The following is a 23,576-nucleotide window of genomic DNA, read 5'->3' as shown; positions in this document are numbered from 1 at the left end:
TCGGTCTCATGCTCGCCTATGGAGGCGTGGCGGCGCTCGTAGCGCTGGCGCCTCCCGGGATACCGCGCCTGGATCACGTGGCCATCGACGGGCGCGTGTTGACGGTATCGGTCGGCGTAGCGCTCGCCGTCGGACTCGTCTTCGGGCTGGTCCCCACGGCGCAAGCGCTCCGGCTCGATGCGCTGACCGCGCTTCGCGGCGACACGCCCGGCAGCGGGGGGCGGCGCGCCGGGAACTTGGTGCGGAGCGGCCTGGTAGCTGCAGAGCTGGCCTTCGCCGTGATATTGCTGGTCGGCGCCGGGCTCCTCATCCGCAGCTTCCGAACTGCCCTCCAGGTCGATCCTGGCTTCCGCGCCGAGGGCGTCCTCAAGGCCGAGTACCTGCTCCCGGAGAGTCGCTACCCGCGCGAATGGACGCGGGTCCCGGATTCGCCGACTTTGCGCGGTTTCCACGCGCGGCTGCTCGAACGCGCTCGGTCCATTCCGGGGGTCGTTTCGGCCTCGATTGCAATGGCCCATCCGCTCGACCGGAGCTCGAGCAACAGTTTTCTCGTGGTCGGGCGTGAGGCGGAGGCAGAGGAGTGGCCGGAAATCGCGACCCGGGTCGTTTCGGATGGCTATTTCGCCACGGTCGGGGTTGGGATCCGCAGCGGACGGCTTCTCGACGCCTCAGACGACGCGCAAACGCCACCGGTCGTTCTCATCAACCGGGCAGCGGAGGAGCGGTTCTTCACCGGGCATGACCCGCTGGGCCAGCAGCTTCGGCTCTGGGGCGCGACCCGGCGGATCGTCGGGGTCGTCGAGAACGAGCGTATCTTCGGGCTCACCGAAACGCCTCCGCCCGCGGTCTATCTGCCGCTGGAGCAAACCGTTCCCAACTCCGGCGTGCTCCTGGTCCGCACCGACCGACCAGCGCAGCAACTTGCCAACCCGGTTCGTCGGGCCATCTGGAGCTTGGATCCTGCCTTGCCGGTCACTGGCGTCGAACCGCTGATCGAAACGCTGGCCGATTCGGTCGCCGAACGTCGCTTCGCGATGACCATCCTGGGCGCCTTTGCCGGCTTGGCCTTCGTGCTCGCGCTCGTTGGTGTCTATGGGGTGGTCAGCTACACCGCAGCACAACGGACCCGGGAGCTGGGGATCCGCTCGGCGCTCGGCGCTGAGCCGGTTGACCTGACGCGGCTCGTGCTTCGGCGTGAGCTCCGCATCGCGGCTGTCGGCGTGAGTCTGGGTCTGCTCGGTGCGTTGGCGGCGACGCAGCTCATGGCGGGCCTGCTCTTCGGCGTGGGCCGCGCTGATCCCATCAGTTATGCGGTTGCCATCCTCCTCGTCATGCTGGCGGCAGGTACCGCGGCATGGCTTCCGGCGCGACGAGCCGCCCGCGTTCCGCCGACCGAGGCATTGCTCGCTGATTGACGACCTTCGCGGGCGGCAGCGGGGTGCGTGAAAATGATGAAGGCCGACCCAGAATGGATCGGCCTTCATTCTGCTTGCGATCTCTCGTTTGCGCCGACGGGGCTACTCGCGCACGTCGATGGCGCGCGCCATGGCGTTGAGAGAATCGGCCGGGAAGTTCGCGATCACGCTGAGGATTCTCAGGCGCCTCGGTGTTCCGGACCCACTGCTGACGTAGTCCGGTGGCGTCAGGGCAGGGGTGCTGGCGCGCACCTGGCCCGAGCTCCGCGCGGCATAGCGCTCGAGCAATTGCTCGATCCGCTCGATTGGGCCTTCGACCGTGCGGATCAAACGGCCCGACGGGTGCTGCTGCACCACGACCACGATCGGCCGCTCTTCGCCGCCGATCTGTTGCAGCTGGATGTCCAGGATCGGCAGCCCGCTGACTCGGGGAAGGTTTCCACCGGTCTCGGCGCGTGCCTGCTGCCAGTCCACCGACTGCCAGAGTCCTTCGAAGCCGATGCTTTCCTCGTCCGCAACGACCGCGCTGACTTGAACCACAGGGGTTGCCGTCTGAGGTCGGATCGGTGCGGCGCGCAGGGTCGGGGTCTCGTCGCGAACCAGAGGAATCCGGTCACCTGTTGGCTCGACCGTGGATTCGCCGACGACAGTCGATCCCGTCGAATCGTCGTCCACCAGAGCTACCGGACCCGCCGCCACCAGGGTGCGGACCGGTTCCGGGGCCTGATCGGCAACTGCAACGGTGGCAGGCAGGGCAGATCCGGTACTGCCACCGCCCTGCATCCACCAACCCAACCCGACGGCACCAACCAACCCGGCGGCGAGGAGCCCGATTCGGCGCACCCGGCCGACGAGCGCACGCCGGCGGGCCTGGTGCTTCGCGACAATTCGCTCGTACGGCGGAATCGGGGTCACCCGGCGGGGCGCCGTGTCGACCAGGAGTGCGGTAATCCGGTCTCGAACCGCCGCAACGTCATCTCGCAGGTGCCGGCATTGCCTGCACTCCGCCAGATGACATTCGATTTCGACGCACTGCGAACGGCTTAGCGCCTGGTCCAGATAGGCGTGAAGCTCGTCCTCAGGAATGTGCCTCGGCGCGCCGTCGATCGTGATCCATCCCGTCATATGCGTCCAGGAGTCGTTTGCGGGCTCTTGCCAGCGTGGTGCCGATTGCACCGACGGCCAGCCCGGTTTGCTCTGCAATCTCGGGATAACTCAGTCCCGCGTCCCACAACAGCAGGACCTCGCGATCCCGGTCCGACAAGGTGGCCAGCGCCTCGTTGACCAGCGCCTTCCGCTCATCGTACTCCATGGCCTCGTCGACCGTCTTGTCCGGGGTCGACATGGGCAGGGGGTCGTTGGTGAGCAGGGTCAGGTGTTTCTTCCGACGAACGGCCGCGCGCGCTTCGTCTCGCGCCAGATTGGCGGCAACCGCAAAGACCCACGCCCGAGGCTTCTCGGGATTGTGAGCCATGGCACGAATGAAGACTTCCTGGGCAAGATCCTCGGCGCGGTCCGCGTCCCAGACCTTGCGATACAGGAAACGAACAACGGCCGTATACGTCGATTTATAGAGGCGCTCCAGATCGTCGGTCATTGACCTTCTCCTGTGCGTGTCTCCGACAAAGTATTGCGAGTACAGTGAATGGGGACGCCTGCCCTGGCAATCCTTGCACACAACGGCATAAACGATTGCATTCTAGCTACTTACGCGCCAGAGCCTACCTCAAGTTCTCGTTGAGGTGTCCTGTCAGTGACTATGTTGTTGCCGTAGCTGCAAGTCATTGCAAGAACGACACTTGAGGCGATGCGCTTAAAGCGACTTCTGGCGTAGTTGTTCAAATGGTACTTGTCGGCTAAAAGGCGCACCCTGGATGTCTCGCGTCCTGGCCTTTGGGCCACTTCGAACACAGGCCAGGTTTGGCCGGACGTCCATCCGGCCTGCTTCGCCCGTGCAGCGTACAGAGAACCCCTCCGTCTTCGAGATATCCACACGCCGAAATCATCTCAGCACCGAGCGAGTCAGGGGCCTCCCGGCTGACTTTGCAGAGATACGGGCTCTTCCGGGTTCGGACCAGGTCCTCGAGATGCCGGTTCCTCTTCGTGCAGAGAATCTCGACCTGAAGGTCGCGGCAGCAGGCCGCGCCGACAGTGTGGTCCGACGTCTGGCAGCGGGCTGTGACGCAAGGCGTCTTGGGCACGCTGAGCACTGAAAGCTGGCGTCGCGGCTGGGGCGGCCCCTTGAGCGTGAGCGGTACCGGCTGGCCGTTCTGAACCACGACGAAACGATCATTGCCGAGTTGTCGGGTCTGTCGGCGACGGCGCGCCTTGGGCAGCGCCGCCCGGTAGCGATGAGCTCCGCAACGGACCTGCCCATCATCGATCTTGGCGTAACGGCAGGGAACTTCGATCCGGACGCGAGCCCGCAGTTCGGTGCCGAACCGGAACAGGGTCCCGAATGTGATTCGCTGGGTGTGCCCGTAGAGCCAGGTGGCCTCCGGGTCCATCGTGCGCGCAGTCCGGGGATTGTCGTCATCGGCGACTCGAAGGGTGACCGACAGGCCGAGGCAGTGAGGTCCAGCGCGTTTGCATTGGGGGACGAGTGGCATGGGGCGGAAACGTAGACACTGGTAAACCAAGGGCAAGCGCTTATATTTGTGAAGAATTTCACAAGTGCGGGCCGATGTCGTGGCCGGTGCCGCTCAGCAGGTCAATCCGAGTCCACGAACTGACTTCGGGGAAGGGGATAGCAGATGCGTACGATCGGGTGGTTGGTTGGTGCGTCGTTGTTACTGACGGCCTGTGGCGGTGGCGACAAGGCGCCTGCAGCTGATGCGGCCCCGGCGACGGCTGCTCCGGCGACCACTGCGCCGGAGACGGGTGCGACCGGTACGACGCACAACGTGAACATGGTTCTCGAGGGCGCGGACTACAAGTTTGTCCCAGCCGAGCTGACGATCAGCGCGGGCGATCGGGTGGTCTTCCATAACGTGAGCGGCGGGCCTCACAACGTTCAGTTCTGGCCTGACAGCGTGCCGGCTGCGTCCCGTGCTGCGCTCGATGCGGCCATGCCGGGCGACAAGCTGGGCGAGCTCAACGGCCCCCTGCTGGTGGCGCCGAACGAAACCTACGAGATCACCTTCGCGGGCATGGTCGCCGGAGAATACCGGTTTACCTGCACCCCGCACATTGCCAACGGCATGAACGGGATGATCACGATCCGGCCGTAATGGACCCGACGTTCGGCAGGTCTGAAGCGTCGGAGGCCCCGCCAGTGCGGGGCCTTCGTCGTTTCAGTGGGTGGGGTTGGCTCGCCGCGTGAACACTGCTCGGGTCAGGCCGAAGACCGCAGCCGCAACGACCAGTCCTGCGAGGGCATCGATCGCGTAGTGCATCTGGCAGTAGACGACCCCGATCGTGAGGAGTGCCGAGAGCAGCCCTACGACCCAGCCGATGGCCTTGCTGCTCCGCCAGGTCGCGGCCGTCGCAATCCAGGATGCGGCGACGTGGGAACTCGGGAAGGCAGCACCAAATGAACTGCCGCGGTCGAGCACGCCATAGACGGCCTGCGCAGCCCAGTTGTCCAGGAACTGTTGATCAGGCCTCGGATACTCGTAGTAGGGGCCGGCCACGGGAGCCAGGATGAAGAGAACGTAGCAGAGCACGAAGACAGCCATGAGGGCAAACAGCGTTCTCGAAAGCTCGGCCTCGTCTCGTCGAAAGAGTGCGATCACGACAGGGATTGGGACGATCAGGTAGTACGAGAAGTACGCCGCATGAAATACCGTGGAAGCCAGTCGGTCATTCCATCGTTGCCACCAGAGCCGGCTGACTTCCTCGCCGAACACCCATCGTTCCCACGCCAGGACGGTGTCGTCGTAGGTTCGTGCTCCGCCGAATCCATTCAGAAGATCCAGAGCTCCGTAGAGGGCCAGCAGCAGCACGATCGGACCGAAGTTGCGCAGCCAGGAGCCCCGTCCTGCCGGGAGTCGCTGAAACATGAAGAGAAGGGCGAGAAGGAGGACGTGCGCAGCAACAGCCCAGGCGACGGCGGGATGGCGCTCGAGACGCCCGAGTCCGACGATCGTCACAAAGGCGGCGTAGCCGGCGAGCAGCCATTCCGCCGGCCGAACCGCTACAGCCATCCCTGCTGGCGGTACCATGCCACGGTTGCGCGCGCACCGGACGCGAAGTCGTGCCGAGCGGACCACCCGGTTGCGGCTTCGAACGGTGCGGAGTCGGCCAGCCAGGCTGGGGCGAAGAACTCAGCCGTCTTGTCGTAGGATAGCACCGTAGCCCGCCCGGCCAGTCGTGCCGTACGATCGGTGATCGTCAGCAGGGCCTTGCCGATCGGCTGAGGAATCCCGATCACCCGGACCCGCCGACCCACGGCCTCGCCGGCCAGACGGACCATGTTGCCGGTGGTGAGGACTTCCTGGTGACAGGCATAGTACACCTGGCCAATCGTCTCGGGAGTCAGTGCGGCGGCAATCAGCGCGTCGACCAGGTCGGGCCCGTAGACGACCGATAGCTGCTGCTCGCCCCGCCCGAACACCGGCGCGAAGCCGACCGAGGCTGCCTTGAAGATCCGGAACATCTCGCGGTCGCCTGGTCCGTACACGGCGGGCGGGCGGATGATGGTCCAGGGGAGTTCGCTGGCCCGCACCAGCTCTTCGCCGGCGAGTTTGCTGCGCCCGTACTGGGTCACCGGCGCTCCGGGCTCGGTGCCGACCAGGCGCACGCCGGGCGACGTTGGCCCTCCGGCCGCCAGCGATGACACCAGAATGAAGCGGGGATGCCCGGCGCGCGCGGCGGCCTCGAGCATGACCCCGGTGCCTTCCCGGTTGACGGCGAGGAACTCGGCTTCGTTGCGGGCCGCAATCAAGCCGGCAACATGAAAGACCACGTCGTGGCCCGCCATCGAGTCGGCCAGGCTGCGAGCCGAACGGATGTCGCCCTGGACCAGCGTGGCGCCGAGGGCGCTGAGAGCGGTGGCGCGGGACGGCGTGCGCACCAGGGCGGTGACCTCATCGCCGCGGGATCGGAGCGCGGCGACGAGGTGGCCGCCTACGAAGCCGGTGGCACCGGTCACAAAGGCTTTCACGTCGGCCGCTCGTAAATGGCGAAGCGCTTGTACGGGGTGAAACCCATCTTGACGAGGCCCGCGTTCATGGCGGGATTGTCCTCGAGGACCCAGCCCGCTTCGCCCCAGTAAATCTGGCGTGCGGTGGAATGAGTCCAGATCCAGTGGTACAGCGCGGCGTCGACGCCCTTGCCGCGATACTCCGGCAGGACGCCGAGCAGCAGAATGCGGGCTCGGCGCAGGCGCCGGGTCTTGAGCGACCAGAGCAGCTTGAGCGCAGCCGGGAAGATCCGTCCCTTGCGGTTGCTGCGGAGTACCTGATTGAAGTCGGGCAACGCCAGGCCGAAACCGATCGGCACCCCGTCCTTCTCGGCAAACGGCACCATCTCGGGCACGACGACGGGACGGAACTGCGCGGCGAGATGATCGATCTCATGGTCGGTCATCGGTACCGCGCCCCAGTTGTCTTCCCAACAGCGGTTGTACAGCGATTTGACCCGATCGACTTCTGCCTTGAAGTCGCTCAGACGGAGTGCGCGGATGGTGACGCCGTAGCGCTTCTTCGCCAGGTCGACGGCCCGAACGATTCGCTCCGGGGCGGGAATTGCCCGGTCTTCACGCCCGCCTTCGAACGCCACCAGTGTCCGAACGACGGTCAGCCCGGCCCGCTCGAGCAGCGACGGGTAATACGACGGGTTGTGCGGCATCATGATCGTATTGGGCCGATCGAAGGCAGAGATCAGCAGGCCGTACTCGTCGTTGACCGAGGGTGACGCCGGGCCACGCATGGTGGTGAGGCCGCGCGCAGCAAGCCAGCGGCTCGCCTCGGCGCAGAGTGCTTCGGTGACCGCGAGGTCGTCGATCGATTCGAAGAACCCGAAGAACCCGACCTGATCGCCGTGCGTCGTATTGTGGAGCCGATTATGGATTGCGCCGATCCGGCCGACCACGGTGCCGTCACGCTCCGCCAGGAAGTAGGCGGCCTCCGCATGCTCGAAGAAGGGGTTCTTTTTCGGGGAGAGCAGCAGCTCGACGTCCCGACGCAGCGGCGGGACCCATGACAGGTCCCGCGCGTGCAACTGGTAGGGCAGATCGATGAACCGATTGAGGTCCGCGCCTGTCCGGACGGGACGGACGACTAGATTCGCACTCAGATGACGCCCAGCTCGCGGCCCAGTTTCCCGATCGTCTCGAGGCAGTAGTCGATCTGATCCGGAGTGTGCGTGGCCATCAGACTGGTGCGCAGCCGGCACTGCGACGGCGGCACGGCCGGCGGAACGACCGGGTTGGTGAAGATCCCGGCGTCGAACACTTTGCGCCACATGACCAGGGTCCGGTCGAGTGGTCCGATCAGGATCGGAATGATCGGCGTTTGGGTCGGTCCGACATGGAATCCGAGGCTTCGGAACCCGTCGGCCAGCCGCTTGGTGTTGTCCCACAACTGGGCTCGGCGCTCCGGTTCACGCTGGAGGACTTCCAGGGCCGCGAGCACGCCGGCCGTGTTGGCGGGCGGCAGCGCAGCGGTGAAGATGAGCGGACGGCTGTGATGGCGGAGAAAGTTGATGACCGACTTGGAGCCGGCGACGAATCCGCCGATCGAGGCCAGGGACTTCGAGAAGGTACCGGCAATGATGTCGACCTCGTCAGTCAGGCCGAAGTGCGCTGCGGTGCCGTCGCCGTTGGGGCCGAGCACACCAATCGAATGCGCATCGTCGATGGCCAGGGCAGCCCCGTACTTGCGGCAGACCTTGAGGAGCTCCGGCACATTGGCGATGTCGCCCTCCATCGAGTAGACGCCGTCCACCACGACCATGCGACCGCCGGTTTCCGGCGCCCGGGCCAGCTTGCGCTCGAGGTTGTCGAGATCATCGTGGTTGAAGCGCTCGGTAGAGCCATAGCTCATCTTGGCGCCGTCGACGATCGAGGCGTGGTCGAGTTTGTCGAGGAAGACGGTATCCGACTTGCCCACCAAGCCAGAGATCAGCCCGAGATTGGCGTTGTACCCGGTCGAGAAGACGATGCAGTCTTCCTTGCCGAGAAACTTGGCCAGGGCGTCTTCGAGCTGCAGATGCAGGTCGAGTGTACCATTCAGGAAACGGCTTCCGGTGCAGCCGGAGCCATAGAGGTGCAAGGCGCGCGTAGCGGCCTCGAGCACCTTGGGGTGATGGGTAAGACCGAGATAATTGTTCGAGCCCAGCATGATGCGCTTGAGCCCTTCGATCGTCACCACCGTGTCTTCGGATTCCGAGATCGGCTTGAAGTACGGGTACAGTCCCTGCGCTTTGACTTCGTCCACTTGAGTGTAACGCCTGCACTTATCGAACAAGGCGATGTCAGTGGTGATCGTCGATGTCGTCACAGAGTAACCCCGCCAGGTGAGGGTCGTCGGCTGAAAGGGGCCGATCCCGTTGCACAGTAACGACTTAAGTTAATATCTGTGCCAGTCTGCCACAAGGAGGACGTTTCGACCTGTGACTCCATGCACCGACCGCCGTCCGGGGCGGGGTATGGGGCCGAACTTCGTGTTATTGTTGTGGCGGGTTTACGATCCAATCCGGGAGATGGGCATGCGCGTCACGGTCGCGGCGGCGATGGTGAGTTGGGCATTGAGCGCCGTGGCTTCCGCCGCAGACGCCCAGGTCCGGCGTGCGGAACCGGGGCGGTTCGAGGTCGACGGCATGGACTGGCGTCCGAACACCGCCTGGCGGGCCCGGGCGAACCTGGTCCGGCTCAATCGCTGGGCGGCCATTCGTCGGGGAGACTTTGCCGCCTTGAACCAGCGTCGCTCGATGCTGGCGTTGGCCCCCGGCGGCGGCCTGACCTCCCTCTCGGTAACCGGAACCTTTTACGTCCCTGTCATTCCGCTGTCGTTCAAAGATGTTCCGATGGCGTTCTCCGCCAGCGAGTTCCAGCAGGTGCTGTTCGGGGCCACGCCACCCCCGGGTGCCGCGTACACGCTCAAGACGTACTACGAACAGGTCTCCGGCAACCGGATTCGAATGGAGGGGCAGGTCTTTGGGGTGGCGGCAATGGATTCGACGGCCGCGTACTACCAGGACGGCTGCAACGGTATCGGGGTGATTCAGCAGTGCAGCGAGGGCGGTCAGCGGCTCGGTCGGATGCTGCTCGCTGCGCTCGATTCGATCTCGAACGGGCCAGACGCCGACCAGGTCTGGTCGGCATTCGACAACGATGGGCCCGATGGCGTTCCTAATTCGGGCGATGACGACGGAGTCGTCGATTTCGTCACGTTTCTTCAGCCCGTTCGGGACGGGGCGTGCCAGCCGAGTCCGGGCATCTGGGCGCACCGCTACGAGATCGCAGGGTGGAACAACGGGTCGCCCTATGTGACGAGGACGCCGCGCCGCGATCGGAATGGCAACCCGATTCCCGGGCAATTCATCACCGTCAACAACTACACGATCCAGAGCCAGGTGGGCGGGAGCAGTGGTTGCGTCGACGGCGTCATCATGCCAGTCGGGACGGTGGCGCATGAAACCGGCCATGCCTTCGGCCTGCCCGATCTGTATGACACTGATCAGCAGCGGACTGAGGGCGCCGGCGAGTGGAGCCTGATGGGAAGTGGCAACTACAGTCAGGCGTACAGCCCCTCCAGCTATGATGCCTGGTCGCTCAACGAGCTCGGCTGGATCACGGTAGATACCCTCAGCGCCGGGCGCACCATCACGACCCGTGCCCGGCAAGTGTCCGATACGGTGTTTCTGGGGCGATTTGCGGGTAACCCGAACGAGTTTCTCCTGATCGAGAATCGACAGGCTGTGCTTTCGGACACGGCCATGTTCAACCCGACGTTGCCGGAGGTGACCAATACGGGGCAGCCGTGCCGGCAGCGGTGTCCCAAGCTGCCCGGACTGCTGCTGTGGCACATCGACGTCGGGCAGATCAATACCTGGCGACCGCTCAATCGGATCAACTCCGGTACGACCCGGCCGCACGGTGTTGCCCTGGTCCAGGCGGACGGTCTCAATAACCTCCGGGTTCAGAGCAGCGCCCGAAACCGTGGCGATCGCGGCGATTCGTACCCGGGTCAGACGGGAAACACCCGCTGGTCCCTCACCTCGATACCGTCGGCACGGTCGAACCTCGGCGTCTATCCCGGCTTCATCCTCGATCGGATCGAGCAGCTCAATAATGGTGTGATGCGGTTCCGCTACCTGCTTCGGGAGCCGACCGTCGTCTCGGCTTCGGTTCCGGGCATCCGGGTCAAGGTGAACGGCCGCAGCTGGGCGCGTTACGAAGAAGCGATCGCAGCCGGCGAGCAGTTTGTGGTCGAGGCCGATTCGATTCAGACCAACCCTGATGGACGCACCCGCGCTCGCTACCTGGGCTGGAGTATCGGTGGACCACGAAGTCAGACGGTCATGAGCGGCGTCAAACCCGACACCATTACCGCGCTGTTCGCCGCGGAGCATCGCCTCATCGTGCTCGTTCAGGGCGGGGGACAGGGTGCCGTGACGGTCGGCCCCGCCGGCGGCGCAGCCCTGCCCGGTGGAGATTTCCTCCCCGCTGGCACGCCGGTCACGGTCACGGCGCAGCCTCAGGCCGGGTCGCTCTTCGTCGGTTGGCGCGGCGATACGGTCGCCACCAGTCAGACGATCACGCTGCCAATGGGGCGGCCGTACGATCTTGAGGCGTCGTTCGTGACGGAGGTTGCGGTCGGTGTGCAGGCGGCGACGTCCGAGATTCTCGGCACCGTGTCACTGACCGCCGATCAGCGAACCTTCCTCGACTTGCTGGGCAATCGGAACGGCATTTACGACGTCGGTGACTATCTCGCCTATCTCCGCCATACCGGTCAACCGGTTCCCGCCGCAGCGCTGCACCTGCTGGGGACAGAACGCCCGGCGGCTCGGCCGGGGAGGGAACCATGAGACGGGGTTGGCTCGGTCTGGCCGCAGCAGCTCTGCTGCTGGCTGGTTGTGGAGACTCGACTCCGCCGGTAACCCCACCGACGCCGGGGACGCTGACCGTCTCATACCAGGGCACCGGTGCGAGTGATGGGGCCATGTTGCTCGTGGTCACCGGAGCTGTCACTTCGGTGGAGCCGGTCGGCGGCTACCGAGTTGCCTCCGCACCGATCTCAGGCGGTGCGGAAACTCGGATCGTGGTGACGGGTGACTTGGTGCCCGGCGACCTGGTCCGCCTGGCTGTGCCAGACATCAGCAAGGCGGACGACTACGCGGCAAACGTGGAGGCGGTGGCGCATCGCGCCACCTATGCGCTGCAGGACCCACTGACTTACACGGCTTCGATTCGGCGCTGATCAGGATCGGGTTGCGTCGGCGCCGACCTGGCGAGGCAGCGCAGGCTCTTCCGGCGGAAGCTCTTCTCCAGGATTGACGAAGCGGTTGCGCTCGAGCCGGTACTGCTTTTCGTAGAGCTGGCGGTAGCGACCCTGACGAGTCAGCAGCTCCGCATGAGTACCCTGCTCGACGATCCGACCATCTTCAATGACCAGGATCTGATCTGCGCTCATGATGGTCGAGAGGCGATGCGCAATCACGAACGTCGTTCGATCCTGGCGGAGCTTGTCGAGTCCGTCCTGAATCAACGCCTCACTCTCGCTGTCAAGGCTCGAGGTAGCTTCGTCCAGCAGCAGGATGGCAGGCTCGGCGAGGATGGCCCTGGCAATCGCGATGCGCTGCCGTTGCCCGCCCGACAGACGAACGCCGCGCTCCCCGACGATCGTGTCGTACTTCTCCGCGAATCCTTCGACGAACTCGTCACAATGGGCAATCCGGCTGGCCCGAACTACGTCCGCCATGGTGGCGTCCGGTCGCGAGAAGCGGATGTTGTCGGCCACGGTGCCGTCGAACAGGAAATTGTCCTGCAGAACGATGCCAAGATGTTTCCTATAGCTGCGCAGCTGGAGTGTGGCCAGGTCCTGGCCGTCGATCAGCACGGCACCTGCCGTTGGCCGATTGAACGCCATGACCAGGCTCATCAGTGTACTCTTGCCCGACCCGCTCGAACCAACCAGTGCCGTCGTTGAGCCGGCCGGTGCGGCGAAGGTAATGCCTTTGAGGACGGGGACACCTTCGTTGTACTCGAACCAGACATCATCGAAGCGAACGTCGCCCTTGATGGTCGGGATCTCGGCGCGATCGGCGTCGAGCTGGTCCTCGGTGGCCATCTGTTTCAGTTCGCGGATTCGATCGAGCCCCGCGAACGCTTCCGTGACCTGCGTTCCGATCGAGGCGAGCTGAATCAGCGGTACCGCCATCATTCCGGTAAACAGCACATACATGAAGTAGTCGCCGATCGTCATGTCGCCGGCGAGGACCCGACCGCCGCCGACCACGATCATCAACGCCCCGATGGCGCCGACCACGAGCGACGAAAAGGCGCCAACCGCGGAAACGGCTGTCATGGTCGTTGCCACGTTTCGGAAGAGTCGGTGCGCACCGCGCGTGAACGCCAGCTCCTCGCGGCGCTCGGCGACATACGACTTGACCACTCGAATGCCGCCGAGTGTCTCGGTCAGCCGTCCGGTGACCTCCGCATTGATCTTGCCCCGTTCGCGGAACATGGGGCGAAGCCGGACGAATGCCAGAGCCATTCCGCCCGCAAAAAGCAGCAGGACCGCGAGGGTCACTGCAGTGAGTTGCCAATTGAGGGCGAAGAGGATGCCGAGTACGATGATTGCCGTGACGAGACCGCCCGTGATCTGCACCAGACCGGTGCCGACCAGGTTGCGAATCCCTTCGGCGTCGATCATGACCCGGCTCACCATCTGGCCGGTCTGGGTTGCATCGAACGCCCGAATCGGCAGCCGGACCGCGTGCTCCATGACTTCACGCCGCATCTCCGTGATGGCCCGCTGCGCGGCGACGCCGAGCACCCGGGTCAGCGAAAACGATGTGATCGCCTGGATCAGGGTCGCAACCACTGCCGCGCCTGCCAGGTACCAAAGCTGTTCATGTCGATCGGTCGGCAGCAGATTGGCCCAGAACCCCGTCGCGTTGACCGGCACCAGCACATGGTCGATCAGAAATTTTGACGTCGCGGGGAGCACCAGTCCGGCCACCCGGTTGATCAGCATCAGCACCATGCCGAGCGCCAACCGGTGCCGGTAGCGCCAGATCAGGGCGCGGGCCTCGCCCCACGCCGCCGAGAAATCGGTCTTTCGCTTGGCAGGGCCGGCGCCGCCCGACGCCGGTTGGTTGCTGTCGGCCGCACCCCGTCGGGCGGCACCACGACTGCCGGAGCTAATGCGCGCGTTCGACAGCGGACGCACTGGGGGCCTTTCCATCATGCGGTAGGGGTCGGAAGCGCCGAATCAGCTTCTCCCGCACCTCGAACATGATCTCGTAAAAAGTTGGGATCACGAGCAGCGTGAGGAGCGTCGATGTAATGACCCCGCCGATCACCGCCACGCCCAGTGGTGAGCGGAACGACGAGCCCTCTCCCGTGCTGAGGGCAATCGGCGTCATGCCGGCAATCAGGGCCACCGTGGTCATGATGATCGGGCGGAGCCGGATGCCGCCGGCCTCGATCAGCGCGTCACGAATCGACAGGTTCCGTTCCTCCCGCGCCCACTTGGCGAAATCGATCAGCAGAATCGCGTTCTTGGCGACGAGGCCCATGAGCAGGATCACGCCCATCAGACTCATGATGTTGATCGTATAGTTGGCGAAAGATAAGCCCAAGAGTACGCCAATGAGCGACAGCGGCAGCGACGCCATGATGGCAATCGGGTCCATGAACGATCCGAACTGCATCACGAGCACGAGGTACATCAGGAGGACGGCCGCGGCAAGCGAGAGGCCGATGCTCTGGAATGACTCGTTCTGGAACTCCTGGTCGCCACCTTCGGTCACGGTGATGCCATTGGGGCCGACGGCGCCCAACTGAATCCCCTGCGCGGCGAGGCGGGTGCGGACATCGGCAAACACCTCACCCGTCGAACGCCCGGCAACATTCCACTCGACCGCGATATTGGGCGATCGGTTCAGGTGGTTGATCGCCGCCGGCCCGTCGCTGTGGCTGATCTCGGCAACCTGCCCGAGCGGAAGCGTTGCCGGCGCCCCATTGGGGCCGGCAATGACGAGCGGCAACTGCGCCAGATCCGTCACGCGGGCCCGATACTCCGGCGCGAACCGGATCCGGACGTCACGGGTCTCGCCGGCGGGGTCGATCCAGTCGCCGACGTCGATCCCGGCGAAGGCGGGCCGAATCGACTGAGCTACAGCCCCGACCGTGATACCGAGTGCACCAGCAATCCCCCGGTTGAGGTCGACATTGACCTCGGGCTTCTGGCCCTTACTCGAGAGGCCCAGGTCGACCACGTTCGGCACCTGAGCAATTTCGCTCCGGATCCGTTCAGCCATGGTGTTCAGTGCATCGGCGTCCGCACCCTGAACGTTGAGCGCGAGCTGCTTCCGGCCGCCGCTGAAGTCGTTGGTGAAGACAGACGTCGTCGAGCCCGCGAACGGCGCCACTCGGTCACGCACTTCGGCCGCGATGATCTCCACGTCCCGGGCCGGGCGCTCATTCTTGGGGATCAGCCTGACGTACAGGTCCGCGACGTTGACCGACCCCGACTGGCCGCTGCCCAGAGTCGTGTAGGTGTAGCGGAGCTCCGGAATGCTCTGGAGCACGGCCTCGACCTGATTGACCTTCTGACGGGTATATCCCATCGTCGATCCCGGCGGCGTTTCGACCTTGACGAAGAACTCCGACCGATCGTCGAGCGGGAAGAAGGCCACGCCGACCTTTTTCCACTCAGGAGCGACTCGTTCGAGGCCGATGGCCAGGACCAGTCCGCCGAGGATACCAAGAGCCTTGAACCCGATCGATCGGTCGGTGCCAGCGGCCCAGGCCATCACCGCGATGCCGATCAGCGCGCCAAGCAGTGCCAGTAACCCCTTGCCGGGCAGGACGAACGACGCAACGAACGTCCCAACGGTCAGGATGACCATCGACAGCCGGTGGTCCAGCGCCCACGCGATCACCCGCTTGTAGGACTCCGCTTTTCGCTCGAACCACAAGTTGAACCGGTCGAGCAGACGGGTGATCCAGATCCGCTTTTCGGGTGGAACGTATGGGTCCGGCCAGTACGCGGACAGCATGGGGTCGAGCGAAAACGACACCAGCAGCGACACGGCGACCGCGCACGCGATGGTCAGCGCGAACGGCTTCATCCACTCCTCTGTCATGCCGCCCTGGAACGCCACTGGGATAAAGACGGCCAGAATCGCGAACGTCGTCGCCGTGACCGCCAGTCCGATCTCATCCGTCCCCTCGTGGGATGCCCGCCGGTGGCTTTTCCCCATTTCGACGTGGCGAACGATGTTCTCGCGCACCACGATGGCATCGTCGATCAGGACGCCGATCGCGAGTGACAGCCCGAGGAGTGACATCGTATTGAGCGTGAAGCCGAACCACCAGACGGCAATGAATGACGCCAGTACGGATACCGGGAGCGCCAACCCGGTGATGATGGTGGACCGCCAGGAGTTGAGGAACACGAAGACGACGAGCACCGTCAGGATGGCGCCCTCGATCAGCGTCTTCCCGACTTCCCAGACCGACTGCCGAACCCGGTCGCCCGAGTTGCGAATCAGATCGAGCGTCGCTCCTTCCGGCAGCTGCGCTCGGATCGCCTCGACTCGCGCCAGCACCCTGTCGCCAACGTCCGTCGTGCTGTAACCCTTGGCCTTCTTGATGTCGATCCCGACCGCCTCTCGGCCGTTGTACAGCGCGAGAGACCGGGCCTCGGCAACACCGTCCTTGACCGTGGCGAGCTCACCAAGGCGAATGACGCGCCCGTTGCGCTCCACCACGGCAATGCGGGCAAAGTCGGCTGGCCCTTCCGGTCGACCGCGGAGGCGAATCGACCGTTCGAGGTACTCACCTTCAATTCGGCCGATCGGCGTGGCCAGGTTCTGGAGTTGCAGGGCCTGAACGACCTGGCCGACGCTGACGCCGGCAGCCTGCAGGGCAGTCGGATTGAGCTCGACCGTCAGCTCCCGCTCCAGCTTGCCTGCCACAGTCACCTCGGCCACGCCCGCAAGGGCCCGCAGCTCGCGAGTGATGCCCGGGTCGGCAAGACGGGTTAGTTCTCCGGAGGACATCCCCGTCGAAGAGAGAGCCAGAGAGACGATCGGTCGGTCCGCATCGTTGAACTTCTTGATGATCGGCTCTTCCAGCTCGGACGGCAGGTCATTTCGGATGGTGGAGATGGCATCGCGGATATCCTGGGTGGCTTCCTGGATCGGCTTGCCGAACAGGAACTCGACCAGAATCACGCCAAAGGCGTCTTCCGAGGTGCTGGTGGTTCGCTTGACGCCCGAGATGCCGGCAATGGCCTCCTCGATCGGATCGACCACGTCCTTCTCGACGCCATCGGGTGATGCGCCGGGGTAGATCAGAGCGACCGTGACGAATGGTGGGTTGACGTCGGGAAACTCGTCGGTCTTCAGTTTGAAGAGCGCAAAGATCCCGGCCGTGACGAGCGAAAGCATCGTCACGATCGTGATGACCGGGCGCTTGATGGCAAAGTCGGAGATGAACACGGTGCTGTCCTCTTGTTACCGCGTAGCCGGAGACGCCGGGCGCTCGGCCGAGACCGATGCCCGCACCCGAGTTCCGGGCTGGATGCCGCGCGCCGCCCCGGTGATGACGGTGTCTCCGGCTGCGATACCCTCGATGACTTCGATCTGTTCCCGGGCCTGATCTTCGATACCCAGGGTCACTTCGATGCGCTGAGCAACCCCGCCGGCGATTCGGGTGACAGTCGGTCTGATACCACGCCGATCCACGGCCGATGTCGGGACCACGATCCCGTCGCGCTGCACGGTGCCGACCTGACCCTGCGCAAAGAGGCCGGCAACCAGGCGCCCGGAGGCGTTCGGCAAACCAACGGTAATGCGCACCTGACGGGTTGCTGGATCCACGGCGGGGTTGATCCGAGTCACTTTGCCTTCGAACCGGCGGTCGGGATACCCGTCGACCGCGAAGGGAACTGGCGTGCCCGGCTTGAGAGCTGACACCGCCGTTACTGGTACCTGGGCCTCGAGCCGGAGACTGTTGGGGTCGACCACGGTAATGAGGGCGGTTCCCGGCGACACATTGTCACCCACGTTGACATGGCGCTCGCTGACGACGCCACCGATCGGCGCCCGGAGCTCCGTATTGGCCAGCTGCTTGTCGGCCGCCGCCTGCCGGGCTTTGGCGTCCGCAAGCTGCGCTTCGGCGTTGAGCGCCAGCTGGCGGGCCTGCTCGAGTTCGCTCTCGGCAACCGCGCCAGCCTTGGCCAGCTTGTCGGCCCGATCCACGTTGCGATTGGCGAGTACCAGCGCCTCGGTCGCGGTCCGGACACCGGAGCGCGCCGACAGGGCCGCATCCCGGACCCCGTCGTCATTGAGACGTCCGAGCGACTGGCCGCGGGCAACCGGCTGGCCGGCCTCGACATTCACCTGGGCCACGGTCGTGCTCATCTCGGCGCGAATCGTCGCGGTCCGTTCGGCGGTCAGCGTGCCGGAGACCACGGGCCCATCCAGGATCTGGCGCTGCTCGGCGATGGCCAGATTCTCCGCGCCTACCAGAGCCGCCGGGGTCTCGACCGGTGCGTCCGCCGCGTTGGATCCGTTGCCGCAGCCCAGCAGGCTGAATCCTGTCAGGACGGCGAGGAGGGCAATGCTCTGCGGGCGACTCATGGGAGCCTCTGATTTCCAGTCGTTGCGGTAGCCGCGCGCGGCGCGGCCTGAGGTGGTGATGGTGCGGGGGCAGCCGAGGGCTGAACGATGCCTGCGTCTTGGGCACCCAGTGGCAAATCGGCGAGCAGTGCCAGGCGGACCTTGGCGATCTGGAGGTCACGGGCGGCCTGAGCGCGATTGGTTTCCGCCTGCTGCAGAGCGAGGCGGGCATCGAGCAGTTCCGTCTGGGTTGAAATGCCCTCACGGAACCTGAGCTCGGCAATCTGATAGGCGCGGGCAGCCTGGTTGGCGGTGCCTTCGCTTGCCGACCAGGCAGCGAGGGCCGCATCCCGCTGCGCCACGGCATTGTAGCCGTCGAGTGCGGCGGCCTTGGTGGCCTGCTGGTGTCGAAGCTTGGCCTCCGCAACGGCGGCCCGTGCCTGGGTGCGGTCGCCGCTCAGTCGGCCGCCGGTAAAGATCGGCACTTGCACACCAAGCGCGACGTTCCAGTCTGTCAGGAACTCGTCCCAGGCCGGGAACCCGCGCGAGGGATAGCCGATCCGGGTGTACTGGCTCGACAGGGTCAGCGCCGGGAGCCGCTGGGCGCGAGACGCCTGATCCAGTCCCTCCTGAGCGCGCACGGCCTCCGCCGCCTGACGGACCGTCGCCCGGTTGGCTGCCGCCGTGTCAGGCGAAGCGCTGGCCATCGCTGCAAGACTAGGTGTGCTGGCCAGGGCCGTGTCGGTCAGGGCGGTTGTCAGGACGAGCGGCTCATCGCCTCGCAGATCCAGATGCTGACGGAGGCGAAGGTGTGCCAGGTCCCGGCGGGCCTTGGCTTGGATCACGACGGGGCGCTGATTGTCCCGGGCAACCGTGGCCCGCAGCAGATCGAACTCGGGTACCGTCCCCAAATCGTGACGAAGTCGAGTCTGCGCCAGCGTGGTATCAGATTGCGCCAGCGCGGTCGTGGCGATCTCGAGCAGGCGGTCGCCCAGAACGGCATCGTAGTAGGCGTTGACGACATCGACGATGAGCTGGGCTTCGGCGGAGGTAACACCGATTGCTGCGCTCGACCGGCCCGCGTTGGCTGCCCGGATGTTGCCGAGTGTCCTGCCGCCGTCGAACACCATCTGGCTGGCGGTGAGGCCCAGGGTATAGGTGTTGCGCTGTCCGAACGGCAGGTTGCTGAAGGAGCCGAACGGATTGACCGTCGTGACGCAGGCAACGGATCGCTCCAATGCGTCGAGCCGGTCAGCGATCGGTCGGGTCGGGTCGGCGGCAAAGGCATCGCAACTCGACGGTGCGGGCACGCTCGCCGTGTCGGGCTCGCTCGAGCCAAAGACGTTCTCGAACTGTGAGCGCAGCTGTCGAGTGTAGGAAAGCGAGCCGCTCAGCTGGGGTAGCAGGCCGCTGCGGGCGACCTGATGCTGCCCCCGGGCTCGATCGACGGCCACGCGTGCGAGCGCGACGGCTTCGCTGGCCGGGCGAGCCAGGCGGAGCGCCTCCTCCAGGGAGAGCGGTCGAGCGTCGGTTGCCTGGCCAGTAAGGCCGGTGTTGAGCGCGGTGAGCAGCACCGCGGATGCGAACCACGGACGAAGGCGTCTCACCTGTCGGTCTCCTTGATGCCGAGGGCTCTCAGAAAGAGCGTGACGAACTGGTCAACGGTTTGATCAGGGGAGGGTCGATGCTGATCGGGGAAGAGGTCACCGGTCATCGCCTCGGCAAAAATGGCTCCCAGGAGAAGCTTGACCGATGCCTGAAGGTCGACATCGGTCGTGATGTGATTGGCCTGGCGGAGCGATTCGAGATAGCCTTCCAGGGCTCGCTGTGCGCAGGCAGCGTGGGTCTGGTCGGCAGGGAGAAGCTCCGGGTGCTCTTCGGCCTCTCCGATGGCCTTTCGGATCAGGCCGCGCTGCTCGTACAGTGTCTGGAAGACTGATCGAGCCCAGTTCCGGATATCGGTTCCCGGGGCCTCGCCGTGAGCCGGGAAGTGGCAGGCCGAATCCTCGGTGCCCGTGCTGGCGCAGTGGACCGCCTCGCGCAGCAGCCGCTCCTTCGACCCAAAATGCCGAAACAAGGTGATTTCATTGACCCCGGCTCGTTCGGCGATCAGTCGGGTCGTTGCGCCTCGAAAGCCGGTCTCGGAGTACACCCGGGCGGCGGCGTCGAGAATCCGTTCACGGAGTTCCATGGCGCGACAAGCTAAGGGAGGTGTGTCCCTGCAAGCAAGTGGCCACTTGCTTGCAGGTGTCAGGTCAGTCGCCTGGATCGCCCCCACGACAAACCACCCGACGGGTCCCTCCCCCAAGGCTGATTGTCTCCCGCCGAGGCAACGCTTCGCCGTACCTCGGTATCTTACTCTCGGTAACCGACAGGGGGCTCGGTGGGTACGGACACCTCGATCATCCGCGGAACGCTGGACATGCTGATCCTGAAGACCGTCTCGGTCGAGCCGATGCATGGTTGGGGAATCTCGGAGTCGATTGAGGCACGATCGGGCGATCGACTCAAGATTCAGCCAGGCTCGCTCTATGCCTCGCTCCACCGATTGACTCGTGAAGGGTGGATCCGATCGTACTGGGCCGACTCCCCAGCTGGCCGGCGGGCCCGCTACTACGCCCTGACGCCTGCCGGCGCGGGCCAGCTGCGTGCAGAGACCGAGCATTGGACTCGGCTCGTGGCCGGCGTTGCCCAAGTCATGGCTCTGTCAACCTGAACGGCGGAGGTGCGAATGAAGGCCAAGGACTTGTGGTTCCGGCTTCGCGCCGTGGTGTTCGGGCGGCGGCTGGAGCGGGAGTTGGATCGCGAGATCGACTTTCACCGAATCATGCAGGCGGAGAAGCTGATCGGCCAGGGATGGGAGCCGGCGGCCGCCGAGGCAGAGGCTCGGCGCCGTTTCGGCGGTGAGGTTCGGCCCCGACAGGAGATTCGCGACGCCTGGGGTGTCGGGTGGGTCCGCGACCTCGGAACCGATGTTCGGCAGGCGCTGCGGCAGTTCCGGCGCCGACCGGCCTACTCGGTACTTGGCGTGCTGACGCTGGCGCTCGGGATCGGTGCCACCGTGGGCTTGTTCGGCGTGGTGCGAGCCGTGTTGCTGCGACCGCTGCCGGTAGCTGATGAAAGCGCACTCCGCGTGCTCTGGATGGACACGAGCTGGCGCGGCGTCGAGTTCGACTTTCTGCAGGAGCGGACCAGCGCCTTCTCGCGGCTTGCTGCCTACGGCAGCGACGGCACGACCTTGCGCACCGAGGCCGGGAGTACGGTGCTGCTGGCCGGAGCCGTATCGGCTGAGCTTTTCGACGTGCTGGGCTCCGCTCCGGCGCTCGGGCGGACCTTCCGAGCCGGCGAGGATCGGCCCGGCGCTGAACGCGGGGTTGTGCTGAGCCACCGACTCTGGCAGCGACAATTCGGCGCCGATCCCGCGATCCTTGGACGGGCAATCGTCCTCGACGGACGATCGACCACTGTGATCGGGGTGATGCCCCGCGATTTCTATTTCCCCACGCCGGAGTATGACCTCTGGTCGCCGCTCGACCTCGACCCCGCCAGCGGACGGTATCAGGGTAACGGCTGGCTGGTGATCCTCGGCCGCCTCAGGCCGGGAACGACCCCAGCCCAGGAGCAGCACGAGCTGGCGACCTTCACGCAGGCGCTGGGCGAGCGCTTCACATACCCGGCGGCATGGGACAAAACCAAGGACGCCTCGCTTCGCACCTTGCGAGATTACCTGGTCGGTAACGTCCGCCCCGTCCTGTTGCTGCTGCTTGGCGCCGGTGCGCTCCTCCTCCTGATGGCCTGCGCCAATGTGGCCGCTCTCGTTCTGGCACGGACGACAGATCGGGGCGACGAGATGGCGCTCCGTGCGGCGCTTGGTGCGGGCCGCGCCCGGTTGGCGCGTCAGATCATTGCCGAGTCACTCACGTTTTCCGTGCTGGCCGCGGTCGTGGGTGTGGGGATTGCCCTGGCGGGGTTTCCGTTGCTGGTCCGGGGCCTGCCCCTTCGTGATGGCATGGCGACCATCGTGACCCTCGACTGGTCAATTCTCTTGACCTCCTTTGCGGTTGCGACCCTCGTGGGTCTGGCAGTCGCATTGGCGCCGGTGCGTGATGTGCTGCGCGGGGGCGGATCGGGCATTTCGGGAAGCCGGAGCGGCCTTGGCCTTGCGCGCGGCACCAGCCGGGCGCACGAGCTATTCGTGGGGATCGAGGCGGCGGTGGCGGTCATCCTCGTGGTGGGCGCGCTGCTGCTGGTTCGCTCCGTCTCACGGCTGCTGGCCATCGATCTCGGCTTCGAGACTGCGCAGGTGGTGGCAGTCGATGTGGTCGGCATGTCACTCGATCAGACGGATGCCGATCGAGTTCAGACGTATGCGTTGGTGGCCGAACGTGTCGCGCAGCTACCAGGGGTTGGCAAGATTGCCTATACCAGCCGCCTGCCGATTCGGGACGGCGGGTGGCAAGGTCCCGTCTCCGTCGAGGGCAACCCGGTGTTGCAGGGTACCACCGCCCCCAACAGCCTCTACCGACCGGTTTCCCCCAGCTACTTCGAAGCGATGGGCATCGCGGTGCTCCGAGGACGCGGGTTCGAGACGACCGACCGGACCGATACCCAGCCGGTCGCCATCGTCAGCGCCTCATTTGCGGAGCATGCCTGGCCAGGGCAGGATCCGATTGGGCGTCAGGTGCGCACTGGTGTCGCCGGCGTGGGCACCCCCATCACCGTCGTCGGGGTGGCCGAGGATGTTCGGAGTGAACGAGCAACGGGAGCCAATCCTTTCGTGCTCTACGTGCCCGACGAACAGCGCGGGTTTCCGGCCTTGAGCAAGACGATGGTGCTACGAGTGGAAGGCGCCGCAGCGCCCGTCTTTGCTGCGGTGGCGCGGATCGTCAACGAAACGGATCGGCGATTCGCGACGGCTCGTCCGGTCACGATGGAGGAGGTCGTTGCCGGATCGTTTGCAGAGTCGATTCAGCTTCGGTTTTTCCTGACGGTGTTCGCAGGCGTGGCGTTGGTGCTGGGCACCGTTGGGGTGTACTCTGTGGTGTCCTACTCGGTCGCGCGTCGCCGGGCTGAGCTTGGTGTTCGCATGGCGCTCGGCGCGGCGCCGGGGCAGGTGCTTCGCGAGGTGATTCTGCGGGGTGTCCTGCCGGTCGGCGCGGGTATCGCGGCGGGCTTGGTGCTGGTGCTGCTGCTGGCCCGGACAGCGTCGAGGTTCGTGTATGGGGTTTCTGCGTCGGATCCGGTCAGTATCAGTCTTGCTGCGCTGGTCCTGGCTGCCACCGGGCTTGCAGCGGCGGCAGTTCCGGCAACCCGGGCCTCGCGACTCAGTCCAATGGATTCACTGCGACGTGACTAGGCGTCCAGACCGGGGCATCCCGGACATTGACGAGGGGCAGGCCGAGTTCGGCCTGCCCCTCC

General features: G+C 65.3%; 18 protein-coding genes. 6 read left to right on the top strand and 12 right to left on the bottom strand.

Features of this window, described 5'->3' with window-relative positions; all coding sequences use genetic code 11:
• A partial coding sequence (locus KF785_10855) for an ABC transporter permease (protein MBX3147257.1) occupies nucleotides 1-1,415 on the top strand: 1,415 nt, incomplete at its 5' end.
• A 102-nt stretch (nucleotides 1,416-1,517) separates the two neighbouring features.
• On the opposite strand, the gene KF785_10850 is transcribed toward KF785_10855, so the two are convergent.
• From KF785_10850 to KF785_10840, 3 genes are all read right to left on the bottom strand, one after another.
• Entirely contained in the window at nucleotides 1,518-2,540 is a 1,023-nt protein-coding gene (locus KF785_10850) for a zf-HC2 domain-containing protein (protein MBX3147256.1), read from the bottom strand.
• Nucleotides 2,494-3,012, bottom strand: coding sequence for a sigma-70 family RNA polymerase sigma factor (locus tag KF785_10845; protein ID MBX3147255.1), 519 nt, complete (start codon nucleotides 3,010-3,012; stop codon nucleotides 2,494-2,496). Before KF785_10845 ends, KF785_10850 begins: the two co-directional genes overlap by 47 nt.
• Nucleotides 3,013-3,271: 259 nt before the next feature.
• Nucleotides 3,272-3,922, bottom strand: coding sequence for a hypothetical protein (locus tag KF785_10840; protein ID MBX3147254.1), 651 nt, complete (start codon nucleotides 3,920-3,922; stop codon nucleotides 3,272-3,274).
• 246 nt (nucleotides 3,923-4,168) lie between these two features.
• Between KF785_10840 and KF785_10835 the strand changes: the two genes are divergently transcribed.
• Nucleotides 4,169-4,645 carry a hypothetical protein gene (locus KF785_10835; GenBank protein MBX3147253.1) on the top strand — a complete coding sequence of 159 codons (477 nt, stop codon included), beginning with the start codon at nucleotides 4,169-4,171 and terminating at the stop codon, nucleotides 4,643-4,645.
• 63 nt (nucleotides 4,646-4,708) lie between these two features.
• Here the strand turns inward: KF785_10835 and KF785_10830 are convergent, their stop codons facing one another.
• From KF785_10830 to KF785_10815, 4 genes are all read right to left on the bottom strand, one after another.
• Complete coding sequence (locus KF785_10830) at nucleotides 4,709-5,560, bottom strand: phosphatase PAP2 family protein (protein ID MBX3147252.1); 852 nt, start codon at nucleotides 5,558-5,560, stop codon at nucleotides 4,709-4,711.
• Nucleotides 5,551-6,519, bottom strand: coding sequence for an NAD(P)H-binding protein (locus KF785_10825; protein ID MBX3147251.1), 969 nt, complete (start codon nucleotides 6,517-6,519; stop codon nucleotides 5,551-5,553). The genes KF785_10830 and KF785_10825 overlap by 10 nt, the downstream gene beginning before the upstream one ends.
• Nucleotides 6,516-7,577, bottom strand: coding sequence for a hypothetical protein (locus KF785_10820; protein ID MBX3147250.1), 1,062 nt, complete (start codon nucleotides 7,575-7,577; stop codon nucleotides 6,516-6,518). Before KF785_10820 ends, KF785_10825 begins: the two co-directional genes overlap by 4 nt.
• Nucleotides 7,578-7,648: 71 nt before the next feature.
• Nucleotides 7,649-8,794: an aminotransferase class I/II-fold pyridoxal phosphate-dependent enzyme gene (locus tag KF785_10815; protein ID MBX3147249.1), complete on the bottom strand. Its 1,146-nt coding sequence runs from the start codon at nucleotides 8,792-8,794 to the stop codon at nucleotides 7,649-7,651.
• A gap of 271 nt (nucleotides 8,795-9,065) precedes the next feature.
• Between KF785_10815 and KF785_10810 the strand changes: the two genes are divergently transcribed.
• Together KF785_10810 and KF785_10805 are read left to right on the top strand one after the other, a co-directional pair.
• On the top strand, nucleotides 9,066-11,390 hold the full coding sequence (locus KF785_10810) for a M6 family metalloprotease domain-containing protein (protein MBX3147248.1): 2,325 nt from the start codon (nucleotides 9,066-9,068) through the stop codon (nucleotides 11,388-11,390).
• Nucleotides 11,387-11,782 carry a hypothetical protein gene (locus tag KF785_10805; protein ID MBX3147247.1) on the top strand — a complete coding sequence of 132 codons (396 nt, stop codon included), beginning with the start codon at nucleotides 11,387-11,389 and terminating at the stop codon, nucleotides 11,780-11,782. Before KF785_10810 ends, KF785_10805 begins: the two co-directional genes overlap by 4 nt.
• Here KF785_10805 and KF785_10800 read toward each other — a convergent pair whose 3' ends face one another.
• Genes KF785_10800 through KF785_10780 form a run of 5 tightly spaced genes read right to left on the bottom strand, consistent with a single transcriptional unit; the run spans nucleotide 11,783 to nucleotide 20,349 of the window.
• Nucleotides 11,783-13,771, bottom strand: a complete 1,989-nt coding sequence (locus tag KF785_10800) for an ABC transporter ATP-binding protein (protein MBX3147246.1) — start codon at nucleotides 13,769-13,771, stop codon at nucleotides 11,783-11,785.
• A complete protein-coding gene (locus KF785_10795; GenBank protein ID MBX3147245.1) occupies nucleotides 13,728-17,036 on the bottom strand; it encodes an efflux RND transporter permease subunit in 3,309 nt (1,102 codons plus the stop codon). Before KF785_10795 ends, KF785_10800 begins: the two co-directional genes overlap by 44 nt.
• 15 nt (nucleotides 17,037-17,051) lie before the next feature.
• On the bottom strand, nucleotides 17,052-18,179 hold the full coding sequence (locus KF785_10790; GenBank protein ID MBX3147244.1) for an efflux RND transporter periplasmic adaptor subunit: 1,128 nt from the start codon (nucleotides 18,177-18,179) through the stop codon (nucleotides 17,052-17,054).
• The gene (locus tag KF785_10785) at nucleotides 18,176-19,765 is read right to left on the bottom strand and encodes a TolC family protein (protein MBX3147243.1); all 1,590 of its coding nucleotides are present in this window, start codon (nucleotides 19,763-19,765) and stop codon (nucleotides 18,176-18,178) included. Before KF785_10785 ends, KF785_10790 begins: the two co-directional genes overlap by 4 nt.
• On the bottom strand, nucleotides 19,762-20,349 hold the full coding sequence (locus KF785_10780; GenBank protein ID MBX3147242.1) for a TetR/AcrR family transcriptional regulator: 588 nt from the start codon (nucleotides 20,347-20,349) through the stop codon (nucleotides 19,762-19,764). Before KF785_10780 ends, KF785_10785 begins: the two co-directional genes overlap by 4 nt.
• A gap of 231 nt (nucleotides 20,350-20,580) precedes the next feature.
• Here KF785_10780 and KF785_10775 point away from each other — a divergent pair, with 231 nt between their 5' ends.
• The gene (locus KF785_10775; GenBank protein MBX3147241.1) at nucleotides 20,581-20,874 is read left to right on the top strand and encodes a PadR family transcriptional regulator; all 294 of its coding nucleotides are present in this window, start codon (nucleotides 20,581-20,583) and stop codon (nucleotides 20,872-20,874) included.
• A gap of 15 nt (nucleotides 20,875-20,889) precedes the next feature.
• A complete protein-coding gene (locus tag KF785_10770) occupies nucleotides 20,890-23,514 on the top strand; it encodes an ABC transporter permease (GenBank protein ID MBX3147240.1) in 2,625 nt (874 codons plus the stop codon).
• The last annotated feature ends 62 nt before the right edge of the window (nucleotides 23,515-23,576 follow it).

It is taken from the genome of Gemmatimonadales bacterium, assembly GCA_019637315.1.
Taxonomy (GTDB): domain Bacteria; phylum Gemmatimonadota; class Gemmatimonadetes; order Gemmatimonadales; family GWC2-71-9; genus SHZU01.
This window is presented reverse-complemented; position numbering and strand designations above follow the sequence as displayed.